23 protein-coding genes are annotated in these 22,789 nt (G+C 67.8%); 5 read left to right on the top strand and 18 right to left on the bottom strand.

Going from position 1 to position 22,789, the window contains the following annotated elements; genetic code table 11:
* Window positions 1–1,190, bottom strand: a 1,190-nt coding sequence (locus A9977_RS14725) for a FimV/HubP family polar landmark protein (protein ID WP_310936139.1), incomplete at its 3' end; no start/stop codon positions are given.
* 221 nt (window positions 1,191–1,411) lie between these two features.
* Window positions 1,412–2,569 carry an aspartate-semialdehyde dehydrogenase gene (gene asd / locus A9977_RS14720; RefSeq protein WP_183025605.1) on the bottom strand — a complete coding sequence of 386 codons (1,158 nt, stop codon included), beginning with the start codon at window positions 2,567–2,569 and terminating at the stop codon, window positions 1,412–1,414.
* A gap of 277 nt (window positions 2,570–2,846) precedes the next feature.
* On the opposite strand from asd, the gene A9977_RS14715 reads away from it, so the two are divergent.
* Window positions 2,847–3,293, top strand: coding sequence for an SRPBCC family protein (locus tag A9977_RS14715; protein ID WP_183025604.1), 447 nt, complete (start codon window positions 2,847–2,849; stop codon window positions 3,291–3,293).
* Between the two features lie 53 nt (window positions 3,294–3,346).
* Here A9977_RS14715 and leuB read toward each other — a convergent pair whose 3' ends face one another.
* The 12 genes from leuB to A9977_RS14655 form a co-directional block, all read right to left on the bottom strand.
* Window positions 3,347–4,414 carry a 3-isopropylmalate dehydrogenase gene (leuB, locus tag A9977_RS14710; protein ID WP_183025603.1) on the bottom strand — a complete coding sequence of 356 codons (1,068 nt, stop codon included), beginning with the start codon at window positions 4,412–4,414 and terminating at the stop codon, window positions 3,347–3,349.
* A 39-nt stretch (window positions 4,415–4,453) separates the two neighbouring features.
* The gene (gene leuD / locus A9977_RS14705) at window positions 4,454–5,110 is read right to left on the bottom strand and encodes a 3-isopropylmalate dehydratase small subunit (RefSeq protein ID WP_183025602.1); all 657 of its coding nucleotides are present in this window, start codon (window positions 5,108–5,110) and stop codon (window positions 4,454–4,456) included.
* A 17-nt stretch (window positions 5,111–5,127) separates the two neighbouring features.
* Entirely contained in the window at window positions 5,128–6,549 is a 1,422-nt protein-coding gene (gene leuC, locus A9977_RS14700) for a 3-isopropylmalate dehydratase large subunit (protein ID WP_183025601.1), read from the bottom strand.
* A gap of 47 nt (window positions 6,550–6,596) precedes the next feature.
* A complete protein-coding gene (locus A9977_RS14695) occupies window positions 6,597–7,547 on the bottom strand; it encodes a LysR substrate-binding domain-containing protein (RefSeq protein ID WP_183025600.1) in 951 nt (316 codons plus the stop codon).
* 158 nt (window positions 7,548–7,705) lie between these two features.
* A complete protein-coding gene (locus A9977_RS14690) occupies window positions 7,706–7,846 on the bottom strand; it encodes an entericidin A/B family lipoprotein (protein WP_183025599.1) in 141 nt (46 codons plus the stop codon).
* Between the two features lie 156 nt (window positions 7,847–8,002).
* On the bottom strand, window positions 8,003–9,313 hold the full coding sequence (gltA, locus tag A9977_RS14685) for a citrate synthase (protein ID WP_183025598.1): 1,311 nt from the start codon (window positions 9,311–9,313) through the stop codon (window positions 8,003–8,005).
* Window positions 9,314–9,372: 59 nt separating this feature from the next.
* A complete protein-coding gene (locus A9977_RS14680) occupies window positions 9,373–9,651 on the bottom strand; it encodes a succinate dehydrogenase assembly factor 2 (protein ID WP_183025597.1) in 279 nt (92 codons plus the stop codon).
* Window positions 9,652–9,673: 22 nt separating this feature from the next.
* Window positions 9,674–10,375, bottom strand: a complete 702-nt coding sequence (locus tag A9977_RS14675; RefSeq protein WP_183025596.1) for a succinate dehydrogenase iron-sulfur subunit — start codon at window positions 10,373–10,375, stop codon at window positions 9,674–9,676.
* 34 nt (window positions 10,376–10,409) lie between these two features.
* Window positions 10,410–12,221 carry a succinate dehydrogenase flavoprotein subunit gene (gene sdhA, locus A9977_RS14670; RefSeq protein WP_183025595.1) on the bottom strand — a complete coding sequence of 604 codons (1,812 nt, stop codon included), beginning with the start codon at window positions 12,219–12,221 and terminating at the stop codon, window positions 10,410–10,412.
* Between the two features lie 7 nt (window positions 12,222–12,228).
* Window positions 12,229–12,594 (bottom strand): succinate dehydrogenase, hydrophobic membrane anchor protein, encoded by a 366-nt coding sequence (gene sdhD, locus A9977_RS14665; RefSeq protein WP_183025594.1) that lies wholly within the window; start codon window positions 12,592–12,594, stop codon window positions 12,229–12,231.
* A gap of 16 nt (window positions 12,595–12,610) precedes the next feature.
* A complete protein-coding gene (gene sdhC / locus A9977_RS14660; protein WP_183025593.1) occupies window positions 12,611–13,057 on the bottom strand; it encodes a succinate dehydrogenase, cytochrome b556 subunit in 447 nt (148 codons plus the stop codon).
* A 194-nt stretch (window positions 13,058–13,251) separates the two neighbouring features.
* A complete protein-coding gene (locus tag A9977_RS14655; RefSeq protein WP_183025592.1) occupies window positions 13,252–14,007 on the bottom strand; it encodes a GntR family transcriptional regulator in 756 nt (251 codons plus the stop codon).
* Window positions 14,008–14,194: 187 nt separating this feature from the next.
* On the opposite strand from A9977_RS14655, the gene A9977_RS14650 reads away from it, so the two are divergent.
* The 4 genes from A9977_RS14650 to A9977_RS14635 all read left to right on the top strand — a co-directional run bounded on the left by A9977_RS14650 (window position 14,195) and on the right by A9977_RS14635 (window position 19,639).
* Complete coding sequence (locus A9977_RS14650; protein ID WP_183025591.1) at window positions 14,195–15,181, top strand: malate dehydrogenase; 987 nt, start codon at window positions 14,195–14,197, stop codon at window positions 15,179–15,181.
* A 180-nt stretch (window positions 15,182–15,361) separates the two neighbouring features.
* The gene (locus A9977_RS14645) at window positions 15,362–16,369 is read left to right on the top strand and encodes a CoA ester lyase (RefSeq protein ID WP_183025590.1); all 1,008 of its coding nucleotides are present in this window, start codon (window positions 15,362–15,364) and stop codon (window positions 16,367–16,369) included.
* A gap of 27 nt (window positions 16,370–16,396) precedes the next feature.
* Window positions 16,397–16,984, top strand: a complete 588-nt coding sequence (locus tag A9977_RS14640; RefSeq protein ID WP_183025589.1) for a hypothetical protein — start codon at window positions 16,397–16,399, stop codon at window positions 16,982–16,984.
* 69 nt (window positions 16,985–17,053) lie between these two features.
* Complete coding sequence (locus A9977_RS14635; protein WP_183025588.1) at window positions 17,054–19,639, top strand: bifunctional aconitate hydratase 2/2-methylisocitrate dehydratase; 2,586 nt, start codon at window positions 17,054–17,056, stop codon at window positions 19,637–19,639.
* A gap of 43 nt (window positions 19,640–19,682) precedes the next feature.
* On the opposite strand, the gene A9977_RS14630 is transcribed toward A9977_RS14635, so the two are convergent.
* Genes A9977_RS14630 through A9977_RS14615 form a run of 4 tightly spaced genes read right to left on the bottom strand, consistent with a single transcriptional unit; the run spans window position 19,683 to window position 22,787 of the window.
* The gene (locus A9977_RS14630; protein WP_183025587.1) at window positions 19,683–20,396 is read right to left on the bottom strand and encodes a glycosyltransferase; all 714 of its coding nucleotides are present in this window, start codon (window positions 20,394–20,396) and stop codon (window positions 19,683–19,685) included.
* Window positions 20,393–21,031, bottom strand: coding sequence for a class I SAM-dependent methyltransferase (locus A9977_RS14625; protein ID WP_183025586.1), 639 nt, complete (start codon window positions 21,029–21,031; stop codon window positions 20,393–20,395). The genes A9977_RS14630 and A9977_RS14625 overlap by 4 nt, the downstream gene beginning before the upstream one ends.
* Window positions 21,028–21,798, bottom strand: a complete 771-nt coding sequence (locus A9977_RS14620; protein ID WP_183025585.1) for a PIG-L deacetylase family protein — start codon at window positions 21,796–21,798, stop codon at window positions 21,028–21,030. Before A9977_RS14620 ends, A9977_RS14625 begins: the two co-directional genes overlap by 4 nt.
* A complete protein-coding gene (locus A9977_RS14615) occupies window positions 21,786–22,787 on the bottom strand; it encodes an acyl-CoA dehydrogenase (RefSeq protein ID WP_183025584.1) in 1,002 nt (333 codons plus the stop codon). Before A9977_RS14615 ends, A9977_RS14620 begins: the two co-directional genes overlap by 13 nt.
* Window positions 22,788–22,789 lie beyond the last annotated feature (2 nt).

Below are 22,789 nucleotides of genomic sequence, written 5' to 3'. Positions count from 1 at the left end.
GCCGCGGGAGCGGTGGCCGCGGCGGTGCTTGCCGTGGCTGCAGCCGCTGGCGCGACGGCCGATGCCGCGTTGCCAGCCGGTGCGGGCGCCGCCGCGCCGCCCTGCAGCTTGTTCAGCTCGCTGATGTTCTTGGAGAGTTCCGCCAAGCGGGCGTTGCTCTCCTGCGCCTGGCGCGCCTGGGCCAGCTTGTCGTCGGCGGCGCGGGCCTGCGCGATGGTCAGCTTGTCGGGCGAGGCCGCGACGGCGTTGCGGTCCTGGACGTTGGCCTGCAGCTTGCCGGTGGCCTGGCGATCGGCGCTCGCGACCTTGGCGCTGGGCGCGTTGTCGGCCAGCCGGCGCCGGTAGTCGCCGAAGTCGCGGCTTTGGGCGATCACGGTGCGGCGTGCTTCGGCGGCGGGCGTGGCCGTGGCCTGTGCGGCGCTCGGCAGGTCGAGCACCGCGCCGGCGCGCACCCGATTCACGTTGCCGTTGATGAAGGCATTGGGGTTGGCGCGCAGCAGCGCCACCAGCATCTGGTCGAGCGAGACCTCGGCCGGCTTGTAGGCGCCGGCGATCTTGCTCGCGGTGTCGCCGGTGCGGACCGTGACCTGGCCACCGGCGCCGCCGCCGCTCGCGGCCGTGCGTGCCGGTTCGACAGGTGCAGCGGGAGGCGATGGAGGGGCGACCACGGCGGCGGTGGCCGGGCGCGGACGCGGCGCCACGGCCTGCGGCGCTGCCGCGGGTGGCGTGATCTGGGCTGGCGTCGGCGCCATGGCGGCCGCGGCAGCGGATGGGCGGCTGCTGGGCGGGTCCAGCAGCACCGTGTAGTCGCGCGTGATCCGGCCCGAGCCCCAGTTGGCTTCGATCACCAGATCGATGAAGGGATCGGAGATCGAGCGGTTGCTGCTCAGGCGCACCACGTAGCGGCCGTCGGCACGCCGCTGCAGCGTGCTGCGCACGTCCGACAGCGCGCTGTTGTAGGGCACGCCGGCGGTGCGGAAGGTCTCCGGCGATCCGACGTTGACCCGCAGGCCCTCGGCCTCGGCGGCGCTGATCTCCGTGACGTCGATCTCCGCGCGCAGCGGTTCACCCAGCGCCGACTGCACCGTGATGCGGCCCAGCGACAAGGCTTGCGCGTCGAGTGCCACGCCGCCCAGGGCCAGCACCATGGCCGCGCCCAGCGCGGACAACGGCGCCCGGCCGGGCAGCATCCGGGGCGGGCGGGTGGCCAGAACGCGGGCCGCAGGCAACGGAAGTCTTGTCATGCTAAGGAGGGCACCGCGGCCCAAAAGTGTAAGGGGACGTTAACACCATCAACAGGCACTGACAAGGCGACAGGCCCGTTCGACCCAGTGCGCACCAACTTCGGTGCCGCCGAGTCGTTGCGATGAAGCAACGTACCCCCATGCGGGCCCACCGGCCCGCGTCGGCGTCATGCCTCCAGCAGGATCCGCAGCATGCGGCGCAGGGGCTCCGCGGCACCCCACAGCAGCTGGTCGCCGATGGTGAAGGCGCCGACGTACTCGGGGCCCATCGCCAGCTTGCGGATGCGGCCGACCGGGATGTCCATGGTGCCGGTCACGGCCACGGGCGTCAGGTCCTTGACGGTCGCTTCGCGGGTGTTCGGAACCACCTTGGCCCAGGCGTTGTCGTTGGCGATCAGCGCCTCGATGTCGGCCAGCGGCACGTTCTTCTTGAGCTTGAAGGTCAGGGCCTGGCTGTGGCAGCGCATGGCGCCGATGCGCACGCAGAAGCCGTCGACCGGCGTCGCCGCAGTGCCGAAGCCCGCGCCCTGGCCGAGGATCTTGTTGGTCTCGGCGCCGCCCTTCCACTCTTCCTTGGACATGCCCCATTCGGCGTCGTCCTGGCGCTTGCCCAGGCCCAGGTCCTTGTCGATCCAGGGAATCAGCGAGCCGCCCAGCGGGGCGCCGAAGTTGGCGGTCTCGGCGGCCGACAGGTTCTGCTGCTTGTGCAGCACCTTGCGGTCGATCTCGAGGATGGCCGACTTGGGGTCGTCGAGCAGCGGGCGCACTTCGGCGTTGAGGGTGCCGAACTGGGTCAGCAGTTCGCGCATGTGCTGCGCGCCGCCGCCCGAAGCCGCCTGGTAGGTCATGCTGGTCATCCACTCGACCAGGCCGGCCTTGTACAGCGCGCCCACGCCCATCAGCATGCAGCTGACGGTGCAGTTGCCGCCGATCCAGTTCCTGCCGCCCTTGGCGAGCGCGTTCTGGATCACGGGCAGGTTGACCGGGTCCAGCACGATGACCGCGTCGTCGTTCATGCGCAGCGTCGAGGCGGCGTCGATCCAGTGGCCGTTCCAGCCGGCGGCGCGCAGCTTGGGGAAAACTTCGCTGGTGTAGTCGCCGCCTTGCGCGGTGATCACGATGTCGCACTTCTTCAGCGCGTCGATGTCGTGCGCGTCCTTGAGCGTGGTCTCGTTCTTGGCCATCGCCGGCGCCTTGCCGCCGGCATTGGAGGTCGAGAAGAAGACCGGCTCGATCAGACCGAAGTCACCCTCGGCCACCATGCGGTCCATCAGGACCGAACCCACCATGCCGCGCCAGCCGACGAGGCCCACCAACTTGCTCATGTCAACGCCCTTCAAAAAGTAAATATTCCCGCGGTCAGCAACGGCTGAGGGGCCCGGCTCGTCAGGGCCGGAGGAGGGCGCACGACGAACCAGGCTGGATCAGCCCTTAATGGTCGTGGTTTTGATGATGATTGCGCGCACGGCCACATCGGCCGGGGCGGCGGATGCTGGGTTCAGGATGAACGGACGGGCGGCAAACATGGCGGGCATTGTAGCGGATGCGCGCCGGATGGTGTATGAATGCCAACCCATCCAGACCCCGCCAGGAGATCCGCCCATGTCCACCGGTACCGTCCGACTGCATCGCATCCTCAAGGCCAGGCCCGAGAAGGTCTACCGCGCCTTCCTCGACGCCGACGCCATGGCCAAGTGGCTGCCGCCCTACGGCTTCGTCTGCAAGGTCCACCACTTCGAGCCGAAGGTGGGCGGCCGCTTCAAGATGTCCTTCCAGAACTTCTCCACCGGCAACGCGCATGGCTTCGGTGGCGAGTACCTGGAACTGGTGCCGAACGAGCGCCTGCGCTACACGGACCGCTTCGACGACCCGAACCTGCCGGGCGAACTGCAGGTGACGGTGACGCTCAAGGCCGTGCTGGGCGGCACCGAGCTGAGCATCGTGCAGGAGGGGATTCCGGAGGTGATTCCGGTGGAGATGTGCTACCTGGGCTGGCAGGAGTCGCTGGCGCAGCTCGCCCAGCTGGTCGAGCCCGAGATTCCGGGCTGAACCGCGGGCCCTGCCACACCGCCCTCGGGCCGCGCGGCAGGGCGCGAGGCGGCTTACAGCGCCTTCAGCACGGCATCGCCCATCTCCACCGTGCCCACCTTGGTGGTGCCGGCGCTGTAGATGTCGGGCGTGCGCAGGCCCTGGGCCAGCACCTTCTTCACGGCCGTCTCGATGCGCTGGGCCGCTTCTTCCTGGTTCAGCGAGTAGCGCAGCATCATCGCGGCGCTCAGGATGGTCGCCAGCGGGTTGGCCACGCCCTTGCCGGCGATGTCCGGCGCGCTGCCGTGGCTGGGTTCGTACAGGCCCTGGTTGCTCGAATTGAGCGAGGCCGAGGGCAGCATGCCGATCGAGCCGGTGAGCATGGCCGCTTCGTCCGACAGGATGTCGCCGAACATGTTGCCGGTGACCACCACGTCGAACTTCTTCGGCGCCTTGACCAACTGCATGGCCGCGTTGTCGACGTACATGTGATCGAGTTCGACGTCCGGATATTCCTTGCCCACTTCCGTGACGATGTCCTTCCAGAACTGGAAGGTCTCGAGCACGTTGGCCTTGTCGACGCTGGTCACGCGCTTGCTGCGCTTGCGTGCGGCCTCGAAGGCGACGCGCGCGATGCGTTCGACCTCGGGGCGCGAGTAGCGCATCGTGTCGAAGGCTTCCTCGGCGCCGGGGAAGTGGCCGTCGACGGCGGTGCGGCGGCCGCGCGGCTGGCCGAAGTAGATGTCGCCGGTCAGCTCTCGGATGATCAGGATGTCCAGGCCGGCGATCAGCTCGGGCTTGAGGCTCGAGGCCGCCACCAGCTGCTCGTAGCAGATGGCCGGACGGAAGTTGGCGAACAGGCCGAGGTTCTTGCGCAGGCCCAGGATCGCCTGCTCGGGGCGGAACTGGCGCTCCAGCGTGTCGTACTTCCAGTCGCCCACGGCGCCGAACAGCACCGCGTCGGATTCCTTGGCCAGCTTGAGCGTGGCGTCGGGCAGCGGATGGCCGTGCGCGTCGTAGGCGGTGCCGCCGACGAGGGCCGTTTCCATCTCGAACTTCAGGTCGAGCGCGTGGAGCACCTTGACGGCTTCCGCCACGATTTCGGTGCCGATGCCGTCACCTGGGAGAACTGCGATTTTCATTTTGTCGTTGCTTGTGGAGAGAGATGAGGAGGGCGACGCTCAGGCGTTGGCCAGCATGGTGTGCGCGAGCCAGGGCTTCTGCGCCAGGCGTTCGGCCTCGAAGGCCTTGATCTTGTCCTTGTGACGCAGCGTGAGGCCGATGTCGTCGAGGCCGTTGATCAGGCAGTACTTGCGGAAGGCCTGCACGTCGAAGGCGAACTCCTGGCCGTCGGGCTTGACCACCACCTGGCGCTCCAGGTCGATGGTCAGCTGGTAGCCGGGGAAGGCAAAGACCTCGTCGAACAGCTGCGCCACCTGGGCTTCGGACAGCACGATCGGCAGCAGGCCGTTCTTGAAGCTGTTGTTGAAGAAGATGTCGGCGTAGCTGGGCGCGATGATCGCGCGAAAGCCGTACTGGTCGAGCGCCCACGGCGCGTGCTCGCGCGACGAGCCGCAGCCGAAGTTCCTGCGTGCCAGCAGCACCGAGGCGCCGGCGTAACGCGGCTGGTTCAGCACGAAGTCGGGGTTGGGCTTGCGGCTGGCCGGGTCCTGGCCCGGGAAGCCGGTGTCGAGGTAGCGCCATTCGTCGAACAGGTTCACGCCGAAGCCGGTCTTCTTGATCGACTTGAGGAACTGCTTGGGAATGATCGCGTCGGTGTCGACGTTCTCGCGGTCCATCGGGGCCACGAGGCCTTGGTGCACGGTGAATTTCTGCATGTCGGTCTCTCTGGTGTTCAGGCGAAGGTGCGCACGTCGACGAAATGCCCGTGCACCGCGGCGGCGGCGGCCATGGCCGGGCTCACGAGGTGGGTGCGGCCACCCGCGCCCTGGCGGCCTTCGAAGTTGCGGTTGCTGGTCGATGCACAGCGCTCGCCGGGCTCGAGCCGGTCGGCGTTCATCGCCAGGCACATCGAGCAGCCGGGCTCGCGCCATTCGAAGCCCGCGGCCTTGAAGATCAGGTCGAGGCCTTCGCGCTCGGCCTGTTCCTTCACCACGCCCGAGCCGGGCACGACCATCGCGAGCTTGACGTTCTTGGCGACCTTCTGGCCCAGCTTCTTCACCACTGCGGCGGCTTCGCGCATGTCCTCGATGCGGCTGTTGGTGCATGAGCCGATGAACACCTTGTCGATGAAGATGTCGTTCATGGCCTTGTTGGGCTCCAGGCCCATGTAGACCAGCGCGCGCTCGATGGCGCCGCGCTTGTTGGCGTCCTTTTCCTTGTCGGGATCGGGCACGCGGCCGGTGATCTCGACCACCATCTCGGGCGAGGTGCCCCAGGTCACTTGCGGCGGGATGGTCGCGGCGTCGAGCTCGACCACGGCGTCGAACTTCGCGCCCGGGTCGGACTGCAGCGTGCGCCAGTAGGCCACCGCATGCTCCCATTCCACGCCCGTGGGCGCGAGCGGGCGGCCCTTGACGTAGGCGATGGTCTTCTCGTCGACCGCCACCAGCCCGGCGCGCGCGCCGGCCTCGATGGCCATGTTGCAGACCGTCATCCGGCCTTCCATGCTCAGATCACGGATGGCCGAGCCCGCGAATTCAATGGTGTAGCCGGTGCCGCCGGCGGTGCCGATCTTGCCGATGATGGCCAGCACGATGTCCTTGGCGGTGCAGCCCAGCGGCAGCTTGCCCTCGACCTTCACCAGCATGTTCTTCGCCTTCTTGCCCAGCAGCGTCTGCGTGGCCATCACGTGCTCGACCTCGCTGGTGCCGATGCCGTGCGCCAGCGCGCCGAAGGCGCCGTGGGTGGAGGTGTGCGAGTCGCCGCAGACCACCGTCATGCCCGGCAGCGTGGCGCCGCTCTCCGGGCCGATCACGTGCACGATGCCCTGGCGCTTGCTCAGGAAGGGGAAGAAGGCGGCGGCGCCGAACTCGGCGATGTTGTGGTCCAGCGTGGTGACCTGCTCCTTGCTGGTCGGGTCGGCGATGCCTTCGTAGCCGCGCTCCCAGCCGGTGGTGGGCGTGTTGTGGTCGGCCGTGGCCACCACCGAGCTGATGCGCCACAGCTTGCGGCCGGCCTCGCGCAGGCCCTCGAAGGCTTGCGGGCTGGTCACTTCGTGCACCAGGTGGCGGTCGATGTAGAGGATCGCGGTGCCGTCGTCCTCGGTGTGGACGACGTGTTCGTCCCAGATCTTGTCGTAGAGCGTGCGTGCCATGGTCGTCTTCTTTCGTGGGGGATGCTGTTGTCTGTGCGTGGGTGGTGTCAGGCCGCAAGCGCGAGGCCTTCGTTGGCGGCGCCCGAGGCCTGCAGGTGCGCGACCAGCGAGCGCGCCGCCACCGGCAGGGTGGAGAAGTCGCGCGCCACCAGCCGGATCTCGCGCCGCGCCCAGGGGTCGCTCAGCGCGATGCTGGTGAGCCGGCGCCCGATGCCGCCGCGCATGAGTTCGAAGGCATGGCCCGGCATCACGCCGATGCCCAGGCCGTTCTCGATCATGCGGCACATGGCGTCGAGGCCGGTCACGTGGATGCGCAGCTTGATGCTGCGGCCCGCGTCCAGCGCGGCCTGCCGCGTCGCGACGTAGATCGAGCTGTTGGTGTGCAGGCCGACGTGGTCGTATTCCAGCGAATCGGCAAAAGCGAGTTCGGCCCGTTCGGCCAGCGCATGGCCCAGCGGCACGATCAGCACCAGGCGGTCGTGGCGGTACGACAGGCTCTGGAGCTCGCTCGCGCCGTCGGACAGGTAGCAGATGCCCAGGTCGGCCGCGCCCTCGTGCACCGCGCGCTGGACCTCTGCGCTCAGGTGCTCCTCGAGGTCGATCTTGATCTCTTCATGGTCGCGCCGGAAGGCGCCCAGGTCCTCGGGCAGGAACTGCACGATGGCCGAGATGTTGGCGTGCACCCGCACATGGCCGCGCACGCCGTCGGCGTATTCGCTGAGCTCGCCCTGCATCTTCTCCAAGCTGTAGAGCACCGAGCGGGCGTGGTGCAGCAGGCTCTCGCCCGCGGGCGTCAGGTCGACGCCGCGCGTGTGGCGGTAGAGCAGCGGCGTGCCCAGCGCCGACTCCAGGTCCGACAGCCGCTTGCTGATGGCCGAGGCCGCGATGAACTCGCGCTCCGCCGCACGGCCGATGCTGCCCAGCTCGCACACCGCCACGAAGAGCTGGAGCGAAGTGAGGTCGATACGGCGGGCAAAGGTGCGTTCGGACGCGGTCACGGCGGGGCATCGTGCTGGAAGATGGTGGGACGGCTATTGTCCTATAGGGAAAATTCCTCCGCCATCGTGATCCGCGATGGCCAGGTTGCCTGCCCACGATGCGCCGCCCATGAAAAAGCGGGCCCAGGGCCCGCTTCGCGTGCTTCGGCCGGGTCGGCTTACTGGCGCTTCTTCGCTGCGTCCTCGAGCTTGTCGCCACCCTTCTGGATGTCCTGGCCTGCGCCCTTGACGGTGTTGCAGCCGGCCAGGGGCACGGCGAATGCGAACGTGACGGCGATCAGTGCGGCTAGTTTCTTCATGACAGAACTCCTTGGAGTGTTGAAAGCAGTTGTTAACGGGATCGAATGTGGAGTCACCCTCCGATGCCCAAGTTAACAATCGCTGGAGAATTTCATGTAAGCCAAGACGCAAAAAAGCTGCCCGCAGGCAGCTTCTTCCAGGTCGCGAGCGCAGGCTCAGCGTTGGGCGATGGGCTTCACGTCGCGCTGGACCGAGCCTTCGAACAGCTGGCGCGGGCGGCCGATCTTGTATTCCGGGTCGCCGATCATCTCGTTGAGCTGGGCGATCCAGCCGACCGTGCGGGCCAGCGCGAACACCGCGGTGAACAGCGGCACCGGGATGCCGATGGCGCGTTGCACGATGCCGGAGTAGAAGTCGACGTTCGGGTAGAGCTTGCGCGACACGAAGTATTCGTCTTCCAGGGCGATCTTCTCGAGCGCCATGGCCAGCTTGAACAGCGGGTCGTTTTCCAGGCCCAGTTCGGCCAGCACTTCCTTGCAGGTTTCCTGCATCAGCTTGGCGCGCGGATCGTAGTTCTTGTAGACACGATGACCGAAGCCCATGAGCTTGACGTTGGAGTTCTTGTCCTTGACCTGCTTGATGAAGTCGCCGATCTTCTCCACGCCGCCAGCCTTCTGGATGTCGTAGAGCATGTTGAGCGCCGCTTCGTTGGCGCCGCCGTGGGCTGGGCCCCAGAGGCAGGCCACGCCGGCCGCGATGGCCGCGAAGGGGTTGGTGCCCGACGAGCCGCACAGGCGCACGGTCGAGGTCGAGGCGTTCTGCTCGTGGTCGGCGTGCAGGATGAAGATCCGGTCGAGCGCGCGCTCGAGCACCGGGTTCACCTTGTACTCTTCGCACGGCGTGGCGAACATCATGTGCAGGAAGTTGCCGGCGTAGCTCAGGTCGTTCTTCGGGTACATGTAGGGCTGGCCCACCGTGTACTTGTACGCCATGGCCACCAGCGTGGGCATCTTCGCAATCAGGCGGATCGCGGCGATCTCGCGGTGCTTCGGATTGTTGATGTCCGTGCTGTCGTGATAGAAGGCCGACAGGGCGCCGACCAGGCCGGTCATGATGGCCATCGGGTGGGCATCACGGCGGAAGCCGCGCAGGAAGAACTGCATCTGCTCGTTGACCATCGTGTGGTTGGTCACGAGCTTGGTGAACTCGTCCTTCTTCGTCGCGTCCGGCAGTTCTCCGTACAGCAGCAGATGGCAGGTTTCCAGGAAGTCGCAGTTGGTCGCGAGCTGCTCGATGGGGTAGCCGCGGTACAGCAGCTCACCCTTGTCGCCGTCGATGTAGGTGATCGAGGACTGGCATGCCGCGGTCGACATGAAGCCCGGGTCGTACGTGAACATGCCGGTCTGTGCGTACAGCTTGCGGATGTCGATCACGTCGGGACCCACGGTGCCCTTGTACACCGGCAGGTCGACGCTGTTGCCGCCGTTGCTGAACGATAGGGTGGCTTTGGTCTCGGAAGCTTTCATTTCGACTTTCTTTCTCAAAAGATGAATGTTCGGGGAAGCATGAACCTGTGGCGCAGCGCTCAGACGCGCAGCAGTCGCAGCAGGTCCACCACGTCGGCGTCGGCCCAGGCCGGGTCGGGCTCGGTGCGCCGCATGAAGAGATCCATCAGATCGTGATCCGACAGATCCATCAAGGTTTCCATGGCCTGCGCCTGGCGCTCGGTCATGCCAGATTCATGCCGCTCGAAGAAGCGCGCGATGAACAGGTCGTTTTCCAGCAGGCCGCGTCGGCAACGCCACTTGAGCTTGCTCAAGTGGCGCTCGCCGAGCGGTGTATCGAGTGCGTCGACCTGTGTCATGGCGGGCGGGGTGTCCAACAGGTCAGATGGCGCGGCGCACCATCAGTTCCTTGATCTTCCCGATGGCCTTGGTGGGGTTCAGGTTCTTCGGGCACACGTCGACGCAGTTCATGATCGTGTGGCAGCGGAACAGGCGGTACGGGTCTTCGAGGTTGTCCAGGCGCTCGGCCGTGGCCTGGTCGCGGCTGTCGGCGATGAAGCGGTAGGCCTGCAGCAGGCCGGCCGGACCGACGAACTTGTCGGGGTTCCACCAGAAGCTGGGGCAGCTGGTCGAGCAGCTCGCGCACAGGATGCACTCGTAGAGGCCGTCGAGCTCTTCGCGCTCTTCGGGGCTCTGCAGGCGTTCCTTCTCGGGCGGCACGTCGTCGTTCTGCAGGTACGGCTTGATCGAGTTGTACTGCTTGAAGAACTGCGTCATGTCCACGATCAGGTCGCGGATCACCGGCAGGCCCGGCAGCGGCTTGAGCACCACGGTGCCCTTGAGCGTGTTCATGTTGGTCAGGCAGGCCAGACCGTTCTTGCCGTTGATGTTCATCGCGTCGGAGCCGCAGACGCCTTCGCGGCACGAGCGGCGGAACGACAGCGTGGGGTCCTGCGCCTTGAGCTTCATCAGCGCGTCGAGCAGCATGCGCTCGTGGCCGTCGAGTTCGACCTCGATGGTCTGCATGTACGGCTTGGCGTCCTTGTCCGGGTCGTAGCGGTAGATCTGGAATGTGCGCTTCATCGTGATGACCTTGTGATGTTCTGTACTTGCACGCTTAGAACGTGCGGACCTTGGGCGGCACGGAGTCGACCGTCAGGGGCTGGAGCCGGACCGGCTTGTAGGTGAGGCTGTTGCTCTCGCTGTGCCACAGCGTGTGCTTCATCCAGTTCTTGTCGTCGCGGCCCAGCGGCGCGACCGGGTCGTCCGCCGGACGCTCGTAGTCCTCGACCGTGTGGGCGCCGCGGCATTCGGTGCGGGCCGCGGCCGAGACCATGGTGGCCTGCGCGACTTCGATCAGGTTGTCGACTTCCAGCGCTTCGATGCGCGCGGTGTTGAACACGCGCGACTTGTCTTTGAGCGTGATGGCCTTGACGCGCTCGCGCACGGCGGCGATCTTGACCACGCCTTCGTCCATCGAGGCCTGCTTGCGGAACACGGCCGCGTGCTGCTGCATCACGGCGCGGATCTCGCCGGCCACGTCCTGGGCGTACTCGCCGCTGGTCGAGGCTTCGAGCTGGTTCAGGCGCTCCAGCGTGCGGTCGGCCGCATCGGCCGGCAGCGGCTTGTGTTCCTTGAGCTTGTCGTTGAACTGCACGATGTGGTTGCCGGCCGCGCGGCCGAACACCAGCAGGTCGAGCAGCGAGTTGGTGCCCAGGCGGTTGGCGCCGTGCACGCTCACGCAGGAGCATTCGCCCACGGCGTAGAGGCCGTTCACCGCGAGGCTGTGTTCCTCGCCGCGCTGGATCACGACCTGGCCGTTGATGTTGGTCGGGATGCCGCCCATCTGGTAGTGGATGGTGGGCACCACGGGAATCGGTTCCTTCGTGACGTCGACGTTCGCGAAGTTGATGCCGATCTCGTAGACCGAAGGCAGGCGCTTGTGGATGGTCTCCGCGCCCAGGTGGTCGAGCTTCATGTGGATGTAGTCCTTGTTGGGACCGCAGCCGCGACCTTCCTTGATTTCCTGGTCCATCGAGCGCGACACGAAGTCGCGCGGTGCCAGGTCCTTCAGCGTGGGCGCATAGCGCTCCATGAAGCGTTCGCCATTGCTGTTCAGCAGGATCGCGCCTTCGCCGCGGCAGCCTTCGGTCAGCAGAACGCCCGCGCCGGCCACGCCGGTCGGGTGGAACTGCCAGAACTCCATGTCCTGCAGCGGGATGCCCGAACGCGCGGCCATGCCCAGGCCGTCACCGGTGTTGATGAAGGCGTTGGTGGAAGCACCGAAGATCCGGCCGGCACCGCCGGTGGCCAGCAGCACGGTCTTGGCCTGCAGGATGTGCAGGTCGCCGGTTTCCATTTCCAGCGCGGTCACGCCGACCACGTCGCCTTCGGCGTCGCGGATCAGGTCCAGCGCCATCCATTCGACGAAGAACTGGGTGCGGGCCTCGACGTTCTTCTGGTAGAGCGTGTGCAGCATCGCGTGGCCGGTGCGGTCGGCCGCGGCGCAGGCGCGCTGTACCGGCTTCTCGCCGTAGTTGGCCGTGTGGCCGCCGAAGGGACGCTGGTAGATCGTGCCGTCAGGGTTGCGGTCGAAGGGCATGCCGAAGTGCTCGAGCTCGTACACCACCTTCGGGGCTTCACGGCACATGAACTCGATCGCGTCCTGGTCGCCGAGCCAGTCGGAACCCTTGATCGTGTCGTAGAAGTGGTAGTGCCAGTTGTCCTCGCTCATGTTGCCGAGCGAGGCACCCACGCCACCTTGTGCGGCGACGGTGTGCGAGCGGGTCGGGAACACCTTCGAGAGCACGGCCACGTTGAGGCCGGCGCGTGCGAGTTGCAGCGAGGCGCGCATGCCGGAGCCGCCGGCGCCCACGATGACGACGTCGAACTTGCGCTTGGTGATTTGGTCTTTGGTGTATGCGGTCATGTTGAGTTCAGAGCCTCCAGAGCACTTGAATGGCCCAACCCGCGCAACCGACAAGCCAGACGATGGTGAAGATTTGAAGGGCGAGGCGGATGGCGACCGGTTGGACGTAGTCCATCCAGATGTCGCGCATGCCGACCCACACGTGGTAGAGGATCGAGGCGATCACGACGAAGGTGAGCACCTTCATCCACTGCGCCGAGAAGATGCCGGCCCAGGTGTCGTAGCCGATCGGGCCGCGCGAGAACAGCACCTGCGCGAGCAGGATGATCGTGAAGAGGGCCATCAGGCCGCCGGTCACGCGCTGGCTGAGCCAGTCGCGAAGTCCGTAGTGCGCGCCGACGACGATGCGCTTGGATCCGTAGTTCACAGACATTTTTGGAGCTCTCTTTTCAATACAGGCCGAACAGCTTGGCGCCGAGCACCAGCGTCAGCGCGATGCTGATCACCAGCGTGCCGATGGCCGAGCTCTTGCCGAATTCCTTGGTCACCGCGGCATGGCTCACGTCCATCCACAGATGGCGCAGGCCGGCGATGAAGTGGTGGAGGTAGGCCCAGATCAGGGCCAGTGCCACCAGCTTGAAGAACCAGCCCGGCGCGAAGCCGACGCCGACGTTGAAGACGGCCTTGAAGCGGGCAAAGGAAATCTCGGAGGACACCGAGGTGTCGAACATCCAGATGATGAAGGGCAGCAGCAGGAACATCAATGCGCCGCTCACGCGGTGCAGGATCGACACGATGCCCGCCGGCGGCAGCCGATAGGTGGTCAGGTCGGTGAAGGCATTGATGTTGCGGAACTGGCGTCGCGGCGGACGGGGTGAGTTAGCAAGCTCGGTCATGGGGGCTTTCGTTGCTTTTTCGAGGGGACGGCTTGTTCTTTGGCGAAATGCAAACAACGCAAAATTCTATTGCAATGCACCATCGGGCCGCAGTCGGCTCCGTGTCATCGCACTGGATTGGTGGGATGCTCGGGCGGCGAAGGGCCGGAAGACCGCGCCGAAAGGCGCTTCCACGGACTGCATGGCGGTTTTTTTCATCCGAGTTCGTTGCGATAGTGGTGCGTATCGGTGCGGTAGAGCCCCCGGCGCAACTCCATCGGGGTGTCGTGGTAGGTGTGGGCCAGGCGTTCGACGCTCAGCAGCGGGATCCCCGCGGCGACGTCCAGCAGCGCGGCCTGTTCGGCGTCGGGCAGCACGGCGCGGATCTTTTCCTCGGCGCGCACCATGCGCACGCCGAATTCGGTCTCGAACATCGCGTACATCGGCCCGCGCGAGGCCCGCAGCCGTTCGGCCGTGAGGCCCTTGAAGGGCAGGCCGGGCAGCCAGAGGTCTTCCAAAATGGTGGGCACGCCGCGGTAGGCCAGCACGCGCCGCACCTGCAGCACGGCATCGCCCGAACGCAGCGCCAGCGCGCGCGCCACGTCGGCCGAGGCGCGCAGCCGGCGGCAATCGACGATGGTACGTTCGGCCGGCCCTTCGGTGTTGATGTCGCCGCTGTCGGGCACCAGCTTCAGGAAGCGGTACTGCACATGCTGTTCGGCATGGGTGGCGACGAAGGTGCCCTTGCCCTGGCGGCGCACCACCAGGTTCTCGGCCGCCAGTTCGTCGATGGCCTTGCGCACCGTGCCCTGGCTCACGCGGAAGCGCGCGGCCAGGTCCATCTCGCTGGGAATCGGCTCGCCCGGCTTCCATTCGCCCGCCTGCAGGCTCTGCAGGATCAGGGTCTTGATCTGCTGGTAGAGCGGACTGAAGGACGGCGTGGCCGTGTCGGTGAGGAGGGGCGTATTCATGGCGTGGGGCGCGCTGCGCGGTCTGCGCAGGGGCCGTATCTTATATAAGACATAAGACGTTCGTGCTCCGAATCTCGATTCGGCTTAAAATGTGCGCCGGTTCCGCCCCCGGCTTTGCCTTCCGCGGGGCCTCGGCAGCCGCCCGAGCTTGCCGCCGCCGTTTTCACCATCTTCTGGAGTCTTTCCCATGAGCAAAAAGCCTGTTCGCGTCGCCGTCACCGGTGCCGCCGGCCAAATCGGTTACGCCCTGTTGTTCCGCATCGCTTCCGGCGAAATGCTCGGCAAGGACCAGCCCGTCATCCTGCAACTGCTCGAGATCCCCGACGAGAAGGCCCAGAAGGCACTCAAGGGCGTGATCATGGAGCTCGAAGACTGCGCCTTCCCGCTGCTGGCCGGCGTGATCCCGACCGGCGACCCGCTGGTGGCCTTCAAGGACGCCGACTACGCACTGCTGGTCGGTTCGCGTCCCCGCGGCCCGGGCATGGAACGTGCCGAGCTGCTGGCCGTCAACGGCGCGATCTTCACCGCCCAGGGCAAGGCGCTCAACGCCGTCGCCAGCCGCAACGTCAAGGTGCTGGTGGTGGGCAACCCCGCGAACACCAACGCCTACATCGCGATGAAGAGCGCACCGGACCTGCCGCGCAAGAACTTCACCGCCATGCTGCGCCTGGACCACAACCGCGCGCTGAGCCAGATCGCCGCCAAGACCGGCACCGCCGTGGCCGACATCGAGAAGCTCACCGTCTGGGGCAACCACTCGCCCACGATGTACGCCGACTACCGCTTCGCCACCGTGGCGGGCAAGAGCGTCAAGGACCTGATCAACGACCAGGTCTGGAACGCCGACACCTTCCTGCCCACCGTGGGCAAGCGCGGTGCCGCGATCATCGAAGCCCGCGGCCTGTCGTCGGCCGCCTCGGCTGCCAACGCCGCCATCGACCACATGCGCGACTGGGCCCTGGGCACCAACGGCAAGTGGGTCACGATGGGCATCCCGTCGGACGGCCAGTACGGCATCCCCAAGGACGTGATGTTCGGCTTCCCGGTCACCACCGAGAACGGCGAATACAAGATCGTCGAAGGCCTGGACATCGACGCCTTCAGCCAGGAACGCATCGACAAGACGCTCAAGGAACTGACCGACGAGCAGGCCGGCGTCGCCCACCTGCTGTAAACCCCCGGCCGTCGGGCACGTCGCGCGCTGTGCGCGCCGTGCTTCGGCGGCGCCAGGAGCCCCATCCCCCATGTCCGACCGTAATCCTCTGCTCGATGACCGTCGCTGCCCGCAGGCTCGCTTCGACGCGAGTGACACCGCGACCTGGGCGCCGCGCAAAGCGCCCGACCTGATCACTGCATGACCGCTGTCTCCCAGCATCCGCGCGACGTGTTGCTCGGCGCCCAGGCCGGCGCGGTGCTGCTGCCGGTCTGCGACCACTACAGCGGCGTCGAAGCACGCATGAAGAAGAGCCTCGTGCTCCAGGCCGAGATGGCCGCGGAGTTCGGGGCCTGCGTGTTCGACGTCACCCTCGACTGCGAAGACGGCGCCCCCGTGGGCGGCGAAGCCGATCACGGGCAGCTCGTCACCGAGCTGGCCCTGGCCTCGGCCCCCGCGATGCGGGTCGGCGTGCGCGTGCACCCGGTCGACCACGCCGCCTTCGAGGCCGACATCGCCACCATCGCCGGCCGCGCGGGCGCGCGCCTGAGCCACCTGATGGTGCCCAAGGTCGAGTCGCTGGCCGACGTGACCCGCGCCGTGGCCGCGCTCGACGCCGCCGGCGCTTCGATGCTGCCGCTGCACGTGCTCATCGAATCGCCGCTGGCGGTGCACAACGCCTTCGCCATCGCGGCCCATCCGCGTGTCCAGTCGCTGAGTTTCGGCCTCATGGATTTCGTCTCGGCCCACGCCGGTGCGATCCCGGCCGAGGGCATGGGCGTCGAAGGGCAGTTCAGCCATCCCCTGGTGGTGCGCGCCAAGCTCGAGATCGCCTCGGCCGCGCACGCCCACGGCAAGGTGCCGTCGCACTGCGTCGTCACCGAATTCAGCCACGTCGAGGCCCTGCGTGCCGCGGCGAAGCGGGCTGCCGCCGAGTTCGGCTACACCCGCATGTGGAGCATCCATCCCAGCCAGATCCGCCCGATCCTCGAGGCCTTCGCGCCCGGGGAAGGCCAGATCGAACAGGCCACGCGCATCGTCGATGCGGCGGTGCGCCAGTCCTGGGCGCCGGTCAGCATCGACGGCGCGCTCCATGATCGTGCGAGCTACCGCCATTTCTGGCAGGTGCTCGAGCGCGCCCATGCCACAGGCCGTGTGCTGCCCCCCGAGGCACAGGTCTGGTTCTCGCCTTCTTCCCCGAACACCTAAGACAACAGCTCCTCCAAGGAACACCCGATGACCAAGACCCTCGCACTGATTGCCGCCGCCATCCTGGCGCTCCCGTTGGCCGCCACCGCCCAGAGCAGCACGGACGCGAAGCCCGCGGCCAAGGCTGCGGCCAAGCCCGCCGCGAAGCCTGCGCCCAAGAAGAAGCCCCAGGTGACCCGCCGCGCCGCCAAGGCCGTCGAGGAAGTCACGCCGATCGACACCAGCACCGACGTCACGCTGAACGAGGCCGACCTGGCCGTCGCCGGTCGCGTGCACACCGGCAAGATCCAGTGCGAACTGGGCGCCGACGTGACCGTGACCGCCGACGAGAGCAAGCCCGGCTTCTTCACCGTCTCGACCAAGGGCGCCAAGTACCGCATGCACCCGGTCGAAAGCCGCACCGGCGCGATCCGCCTCGAAGACCCGCGCGCCGGCGCGATGTGGCTCCAGCTGGGCAACAAGTCGATGCTCATGAACCAGAAGCAGGGCCTGCGTCTGGCCGACGACTGCCAGGCGCCGGCCCAGGTCGCGATGTCCGCGGAGCTCAAGATCAACCCGCCGAAGAGCCTGTTCGAGGGTGCCGACGCGCCGACCAGCGGCGCCGTCAAGAAGTAAGAAGAAGCAAAGGCCAAGGCTGTCCCCCGCAGCCGCCCCCGTCGTACCCGTTTCCGGAGAATCAAGAAGATGTTGCAAGCCTACGTTGACCATGTCGCAGAGCGCGCCGCGCTCGGCATCCCGCCCCTGCCCCTCACCGCCAAGCAGACCGGTGAAGTGATCGAATTGATGAAGTCCGCCACGGCGAACGACGGCGAGTTCCTGCTCAACCTGCTCACGCACCGCGTGCCGGCCGGCGTGGACGATGCCGCCAAGGTCAAGGCCAGCTACCTGGCGGCCGTGGCGCATGGCACCGAGAAGAGCCTGCTGCTGTCGCGTGCGCGCGCCACCGAACTGCTCGGCACCATGCTCGGCGGCTACAACATCAGCCCGATGATCGACCTGCTCGACGATGCCGAAGTCGGCGCCGTCGCGGCCGAAGGCCTGAAGAAGACGCTGCTGATGTTCGACCAGTTCCACGACGTCAAGGAAAAGGCCGACAAGGGCAACGCCAACGCCAAGAGCGTGCTGCAGAGCTGGGCCGATGCCGAGTGGTTCACCAGCCGCCCCGAAGTGCCCCAGAGCATCACGGTCAGCATCTTCAAGGTGGCCGGCGAGATCAACACCGACGACCTGTCGCCCGCGCCCGACGCGACGACCCGTCCCGACATCCCGATGCACGCGCTGGCGATGCACAAGAACGCGCGCCCCGGCATCGTGCCCGAAGAAGACGGCAAGCGCGGCCCGGTGAAGTTCATCGAGGACCTGCGCGCGCGCGGCCACCTCGTGGCCTACGCCGGCGACGTGGTCGGCACGGGTTCGTCGCGCAAGAGCGCGACCAACTCGGTGCTGTGGTTCACCGGCGAAGACATCCCCTTCGTGCCGAACAAGCGCTTCGGCGGCGTCTGCCTGGGCGGCAAGATCGCCCCGATCTTCTACAACACGATGGAAGACTCGGGCGCGCTGCCGATCGAGCTCGACGTGACGCAGATGAACATGGGCGACGTGGTCGAGCTGCGTCCCTACGAAGGCAAGGCCCTCAAGGACGGCCAGGTCATCGCCGAGTTCAGCGTGAAGAGCGACGTGCTGTTCGACGAAGTGCGCGCCGGCGGCCGCATCCCGCTGATCATCGGCCGCGGCCTGACGGCCAAGGCGCGTGAAGCGCTGGGCCTGCCCGTGTCGACGCTGTTCCGCCTGCCGACCAGCCCGGTCGACACCAAGAAGGGCTTCTCGCTCGCGCAGAAGATGGTCGGCCGCGCCTGCGGCCTGCCCGAAGGCCAGGGCGTGCGCCCGGGCACGTACTGCGAACCCAAGATGACCTCGGTCGGCTCGCAGGACACCACCGGCCCGATGACGCGCGACGAACTGAAGGACCTGGCCTGCCTGGGCTTCTCGGCCGACCTCGTCATGCAATCGTTCTGCCACACGGCGGCGTACCCGAAGAAGGTCGACGTCAAGATGCACCACGAGCTGCCGGACTTCATGGCCAACCGCGGCGGCGTCTCGCTGCGCCCGGGCGACGGCGTGATCCACAGCTGGCTCAACCGCCTGCTCACGCCCGACACCGTCGGCACCGGCGGCGACAGCCACACGCGCTTCCCCATCGGCATCAGCTTCCCGGCCGGCTCCGGCCTGGTGGCTTTCGCGGCCGCCACCGGCGTGATGCCGCTGGACATGCCCGAATCGGTGCTGGTGCGCTTCAAGGGCCAGATGCAGCCCGGCGTCACCCTGCGTGACCTGGTCAACGCGATCCCGCTGTACGCCATCAAGGCCGGCCTGCTGACCGTCGCCAAGCAGGGCAAGGTCAACATCTTCTCGGGCCGCATCCTGGAAATCGAAGGCCTGCCCGACCTGAAGGTCGAACAAGCCTTCGAACTGAGCGACGCCTCGGCCGAACGCTCGGCCGCCGGCTGCACGGTGCACCTGAACAAGGAACCGATCATCGAGTACATCAACAGCAACATCACGCTGATGAAGTGGATGATCGCCGAAGGCTACGCCGATGCCCGCACGCTGGCCCGCCGCATCGCCGCACAGGAAGCCTGGCTCAAGGACCCGCAGCTGCTCAAGGGCGACGACGACGCCGACTACGCGGCCGTGATCGAGATCGACCTGGCCGACATCCACGAGCCGATCTGCGCCTGCCCCAACGACCCGGACGACGTGAAGACGCTGTCCGACGTCGCCGGCGCGAAGATCGACGAAGTGTTCATCGGTTCGTGCATGACCAACATCGGCCACTTCCGTGCCGCATCGAAGCTGCTCGAAGGCAAGCGCGACATCCCCGTCAAGCTGTGGATCGCGCCGCCGACCAAGATGGACGCGCAGCAGCTCACCGAGGAAGGCCACTACGGCGTGTTCGGCAATGCCGGCGCCCGCACCGAAATGCCGGGCTGCTCGCTGTGCATGGGCAACCAGGCGCAGGTGCGCGAAGGCGCGACCGTGATGTCGACCAGCACGCGCAACTTCCCCAACCGCCTGGGCAAGAACACCAACGTGTACCTGGGCTCGGCCGAACTGGCCGCGATCTGCTCGCGTCTCGGTCGCATCCCGACGAAGGAAGAGTACATGGCGAGCGTGGGCGTGCTGGACGCGGCCAGCACCCAGATCTACCAGTACCTGAACTTCGACAAGATCGAGGAATACCAGAACGTGGCCGACGGCGTGACCGCCTGATCCCACTGACTGCCAGATCAAGGCCCGCTTCGGCGGGCCTTTTTCATGGGGCCGGCGCTTCGGTGATCAACGGCGGCACCACGGCCGCGGACAGCCCCGCGGCGATGACGGCCAGCAGCGTGTCGCCGAAGCCGCCGCGCGCCCGCGCATCGGCTCGCGCGCTGGTCGACACGCGCGGCGCGGCACTCCAGGCAATGCGCGCGCCCGAGGCCTGCAGCGCCTCGACCAGCGCCACGTCCTCGCTGCAGGCCAGCGCGCGGAAGCCGCCGGCACGCACATAGGCCGCGGCCGAGACGCCCAGGTTCGCGCCGTGGATGTGGCGGTGGCCGTCGGCGTCGGTGTAGGTGCGGGCGAAATGCGCGCGCAGCGATTCGGCATGGTGGCCGTGCACGCTCCAGTCGTCGACGCCGATCGAGCCGCAGACCGCATCGGCACCGAGCTCGAGCTGGCGCACCAGCCAGTCGGGCGAGACGTGGGTGTCGGCGTCGGTGAAGGCCAGCCAGCGCGCGCCTTCGTCGAGCAGTTGCTGGGCGCCGGCGGCACGCGCCTGGCCCACGTTGCGCGCCGACACGGCGATGGTGCGCGCACCCTGCCAGCGCGCGATCGCGCCGGTGGCGTCGCTGCAGCTGTCGAGCACGATCAGCAACTGCACCGCCTCGCCCTGCAGCGCCGGATGGACGCTGGCAGCGCGCAGGCAGGCCACGGTGTCTGCGATGTGCGCTTCCTCGTCGTGCGCGGGAACGACGACGCCGATCACCGGATGCCTTCGCGTTGGGCCACCGAGCGCGGGTCGCGGCACCAGACGTCGAGCACGAAGTCGCTCTCGGTGTGGGCCACGGTGCGCGTGAGGCCGGTGGTGGCGAAGGCGCGGTGCACCGCGTCGGTGGCCAGCACGCGGGCCTCGAAATCGGGACGCCAGTTGCAGGCTACGAGCACGCCGTCCGCGCTCAGCGCATCGGCACAGCAGCGCGCCAGCGTCTGCATCGCGTCTTCGGTGAGAAAGTAGCCCAGCTCGCTGACGACCACCAGGTCGAAAGGTCCTTCGGCGTGCGGAAAATCCTGCGGCAACGCATGGGCCGCGATGCGCACGTTGGGCAGCGCGGCGGTGCACGCCTCTGCGGACGCCCGCGCCTGCGGGCTGAAATCGCTGGCCAGCACCCGGTCGCAGCGTGCGGCCAGCGCCACCGTCAGTTCGCCCGCGCCGCAGCCGGGTTCGTAGACGCTGGCGTAGCGCCGGTGGGGCAGGGCCGCGAGCAGCAACGCACGCTTGCGTTCTTCGTACCAGCGGGTGCGCAGGCCGTAGGGGTCGTCGCTGTCGCCATAGAGGGTCTCGAAGTAGGCAAGACGGTCGTCGGCGCCAGCGGCCTGGCGGGTCGGCGTCCCGGTGCTCATGGGAAGAAGACCTCGAAGGGGCGCTGCGCGCGCTGCACCGTGGTGCCGCGCAGGATCGGGCCCGCGCCGGTCGAAGGGTCGCTCTCCAACTGGCTGGTGAAGGCGTTCACCGCCTCGCGCTTTGCGCGCGCGGCCTCTGCGTCGAGCCCCAGCCGTAGGGCCCGGCCCCAGGGCAGCCGGGTGTCGCCCGGCACCGCCCAGTGCCAGGCCCAGACCGGCACCTCGATCAGGCGGGCGCCGGTGCAGGCTGCGGCCGCGGCGCAGGCTTGGCCCGTGGCCTCGTGGTCGGGGTGGCCGTCGTGCCGCCAAGTGGTGAAGAGCACGTCACGCGGTCGCAGCAGCGCGGCGACCTGGCGGGCCAGCGGTCCGCGCTGGCGCATCAAGCCGCCGTCGTCGAAGCCCAGGCGGCGGACTTCGGTGCTGCGATCGATGTCCAGCCCCAGCGTCTGCCAAGCGCGGCGGCTCTCCAGCGGCCGCTCGGTCGCCAAGCGGTGCGGTGGCCAGAGGATCGAGGCCGGATGGCTGGCCGTGCCGTCGGTGGCCGCGACGATCAGCATCGGGCGCTGCAGCGCGCCCAGCTGCGCGAGCAGGCCGCCCACGGCCAGCACCTCGTCGTCGGGGTGCGGCGCGACGACCACCGCGCGGTGCCCCGGCGGCACGAGCCGTTCGGCATCGACTTCCACCATCGCCTGCTGCGCCAGCCAGGGCAGCCAGTCGATCTCGGGCGTGCCCTGGCCTTCGATGGCCCGTTCGGCTACAGCGACCATGGCGCCTCCGCCGGCGGCAGCAGCGCACCTCCGAGGGCCGCCAGGTCGCGTTCGGCATGGCTCTGGCGCAGGAAGATGGGCAGGTCGACCATGGCCTGCGCGAAACGCGCGTCGCGGCACAGCGGGGCGGCACCGAGGGCACGGCCCGCGTGGACCATGACCTCGGTGGCGGCGGCTTCGACCACCAGGCGCGCACGCTGGGCCGGCACCTGGGCGCTGGCTTGCGGCCAGGCATCGATCCAGGCCGCGGTCTCGCGCAGCACGGCCGCAGCACCGGCCAGGGCCACGTCGATGGCACCGAGGTGCGCCAGCCGATGGGCGTCGGGGCGCGGGCCGCAGCGCTGGCGTGTCATCTCGGCGATGCCCGCGGCGCCGCCGTACCAACAGGCCGCGATGCCGGCCCCGCCGTGCCAGAAGCCGGGCCGTGCGACATAGTCTCCCGGCCGGCCGACCGGCGTTGCGATGGCCGCGTCGAGGTGGACGTCGACAGTGCGCGCAGCGGCCATGCCGGCCGCCTGCCAGCCATGGTCACCGACCGTGACGCGCGCCTGGTCGAGCTCGATGGCCGCCAGGCAGGGTTCGCCGGCCTCGTTCCAGGCGCTGATCACCGCATGCGTGATGCTGTGGGCGCCGGAACACCAGGCCTTGCTGCCGGACAACCGGCAACTGCCGTCGGGCTGCAGGCTCAGCGCGACCCGCGCGTCCGGCGGCTCGGCGCACCAGGTGCCCCAGCGGCTGCCCGGCGGGGCCGGCGGCGCGCCCAATTCGTACATGATGGCGAGGGCATCGGTGTGGCCCTCGAACAGCTTCACCAGCGACAGGTCGTGCGCCGCGACGGCCGCCAGCATCTGCCAGCGCTCGAGCGTGCGGCCCGTGCCGGGCAATGGGAGAGGGTCGAAGCCGCCGTCGACCAGCTCGCCCAGCGTGAGCGGCGTGTCGGCGGCGTCCAGCAGCGAGCGAAGTCGCCGGTCCGCGCGGGGTGCGAGCATGG

Origin of the sequence: Variovorax sp. UMC13, assembly GCF_014170375.1 — a bacterium.
In the GTDB taxonomy this organism is placed as follows: domain Bacteria; phylum Pseudomonadota; class Gammaproteobacteria; order Burkholderiales; family Burkholderiaceae_C; genus Variovorax.
Note: the sequence above shows the minus strand (reverse complement) of the source record. Positions and strands in the feature narration are given on the sequence as shown.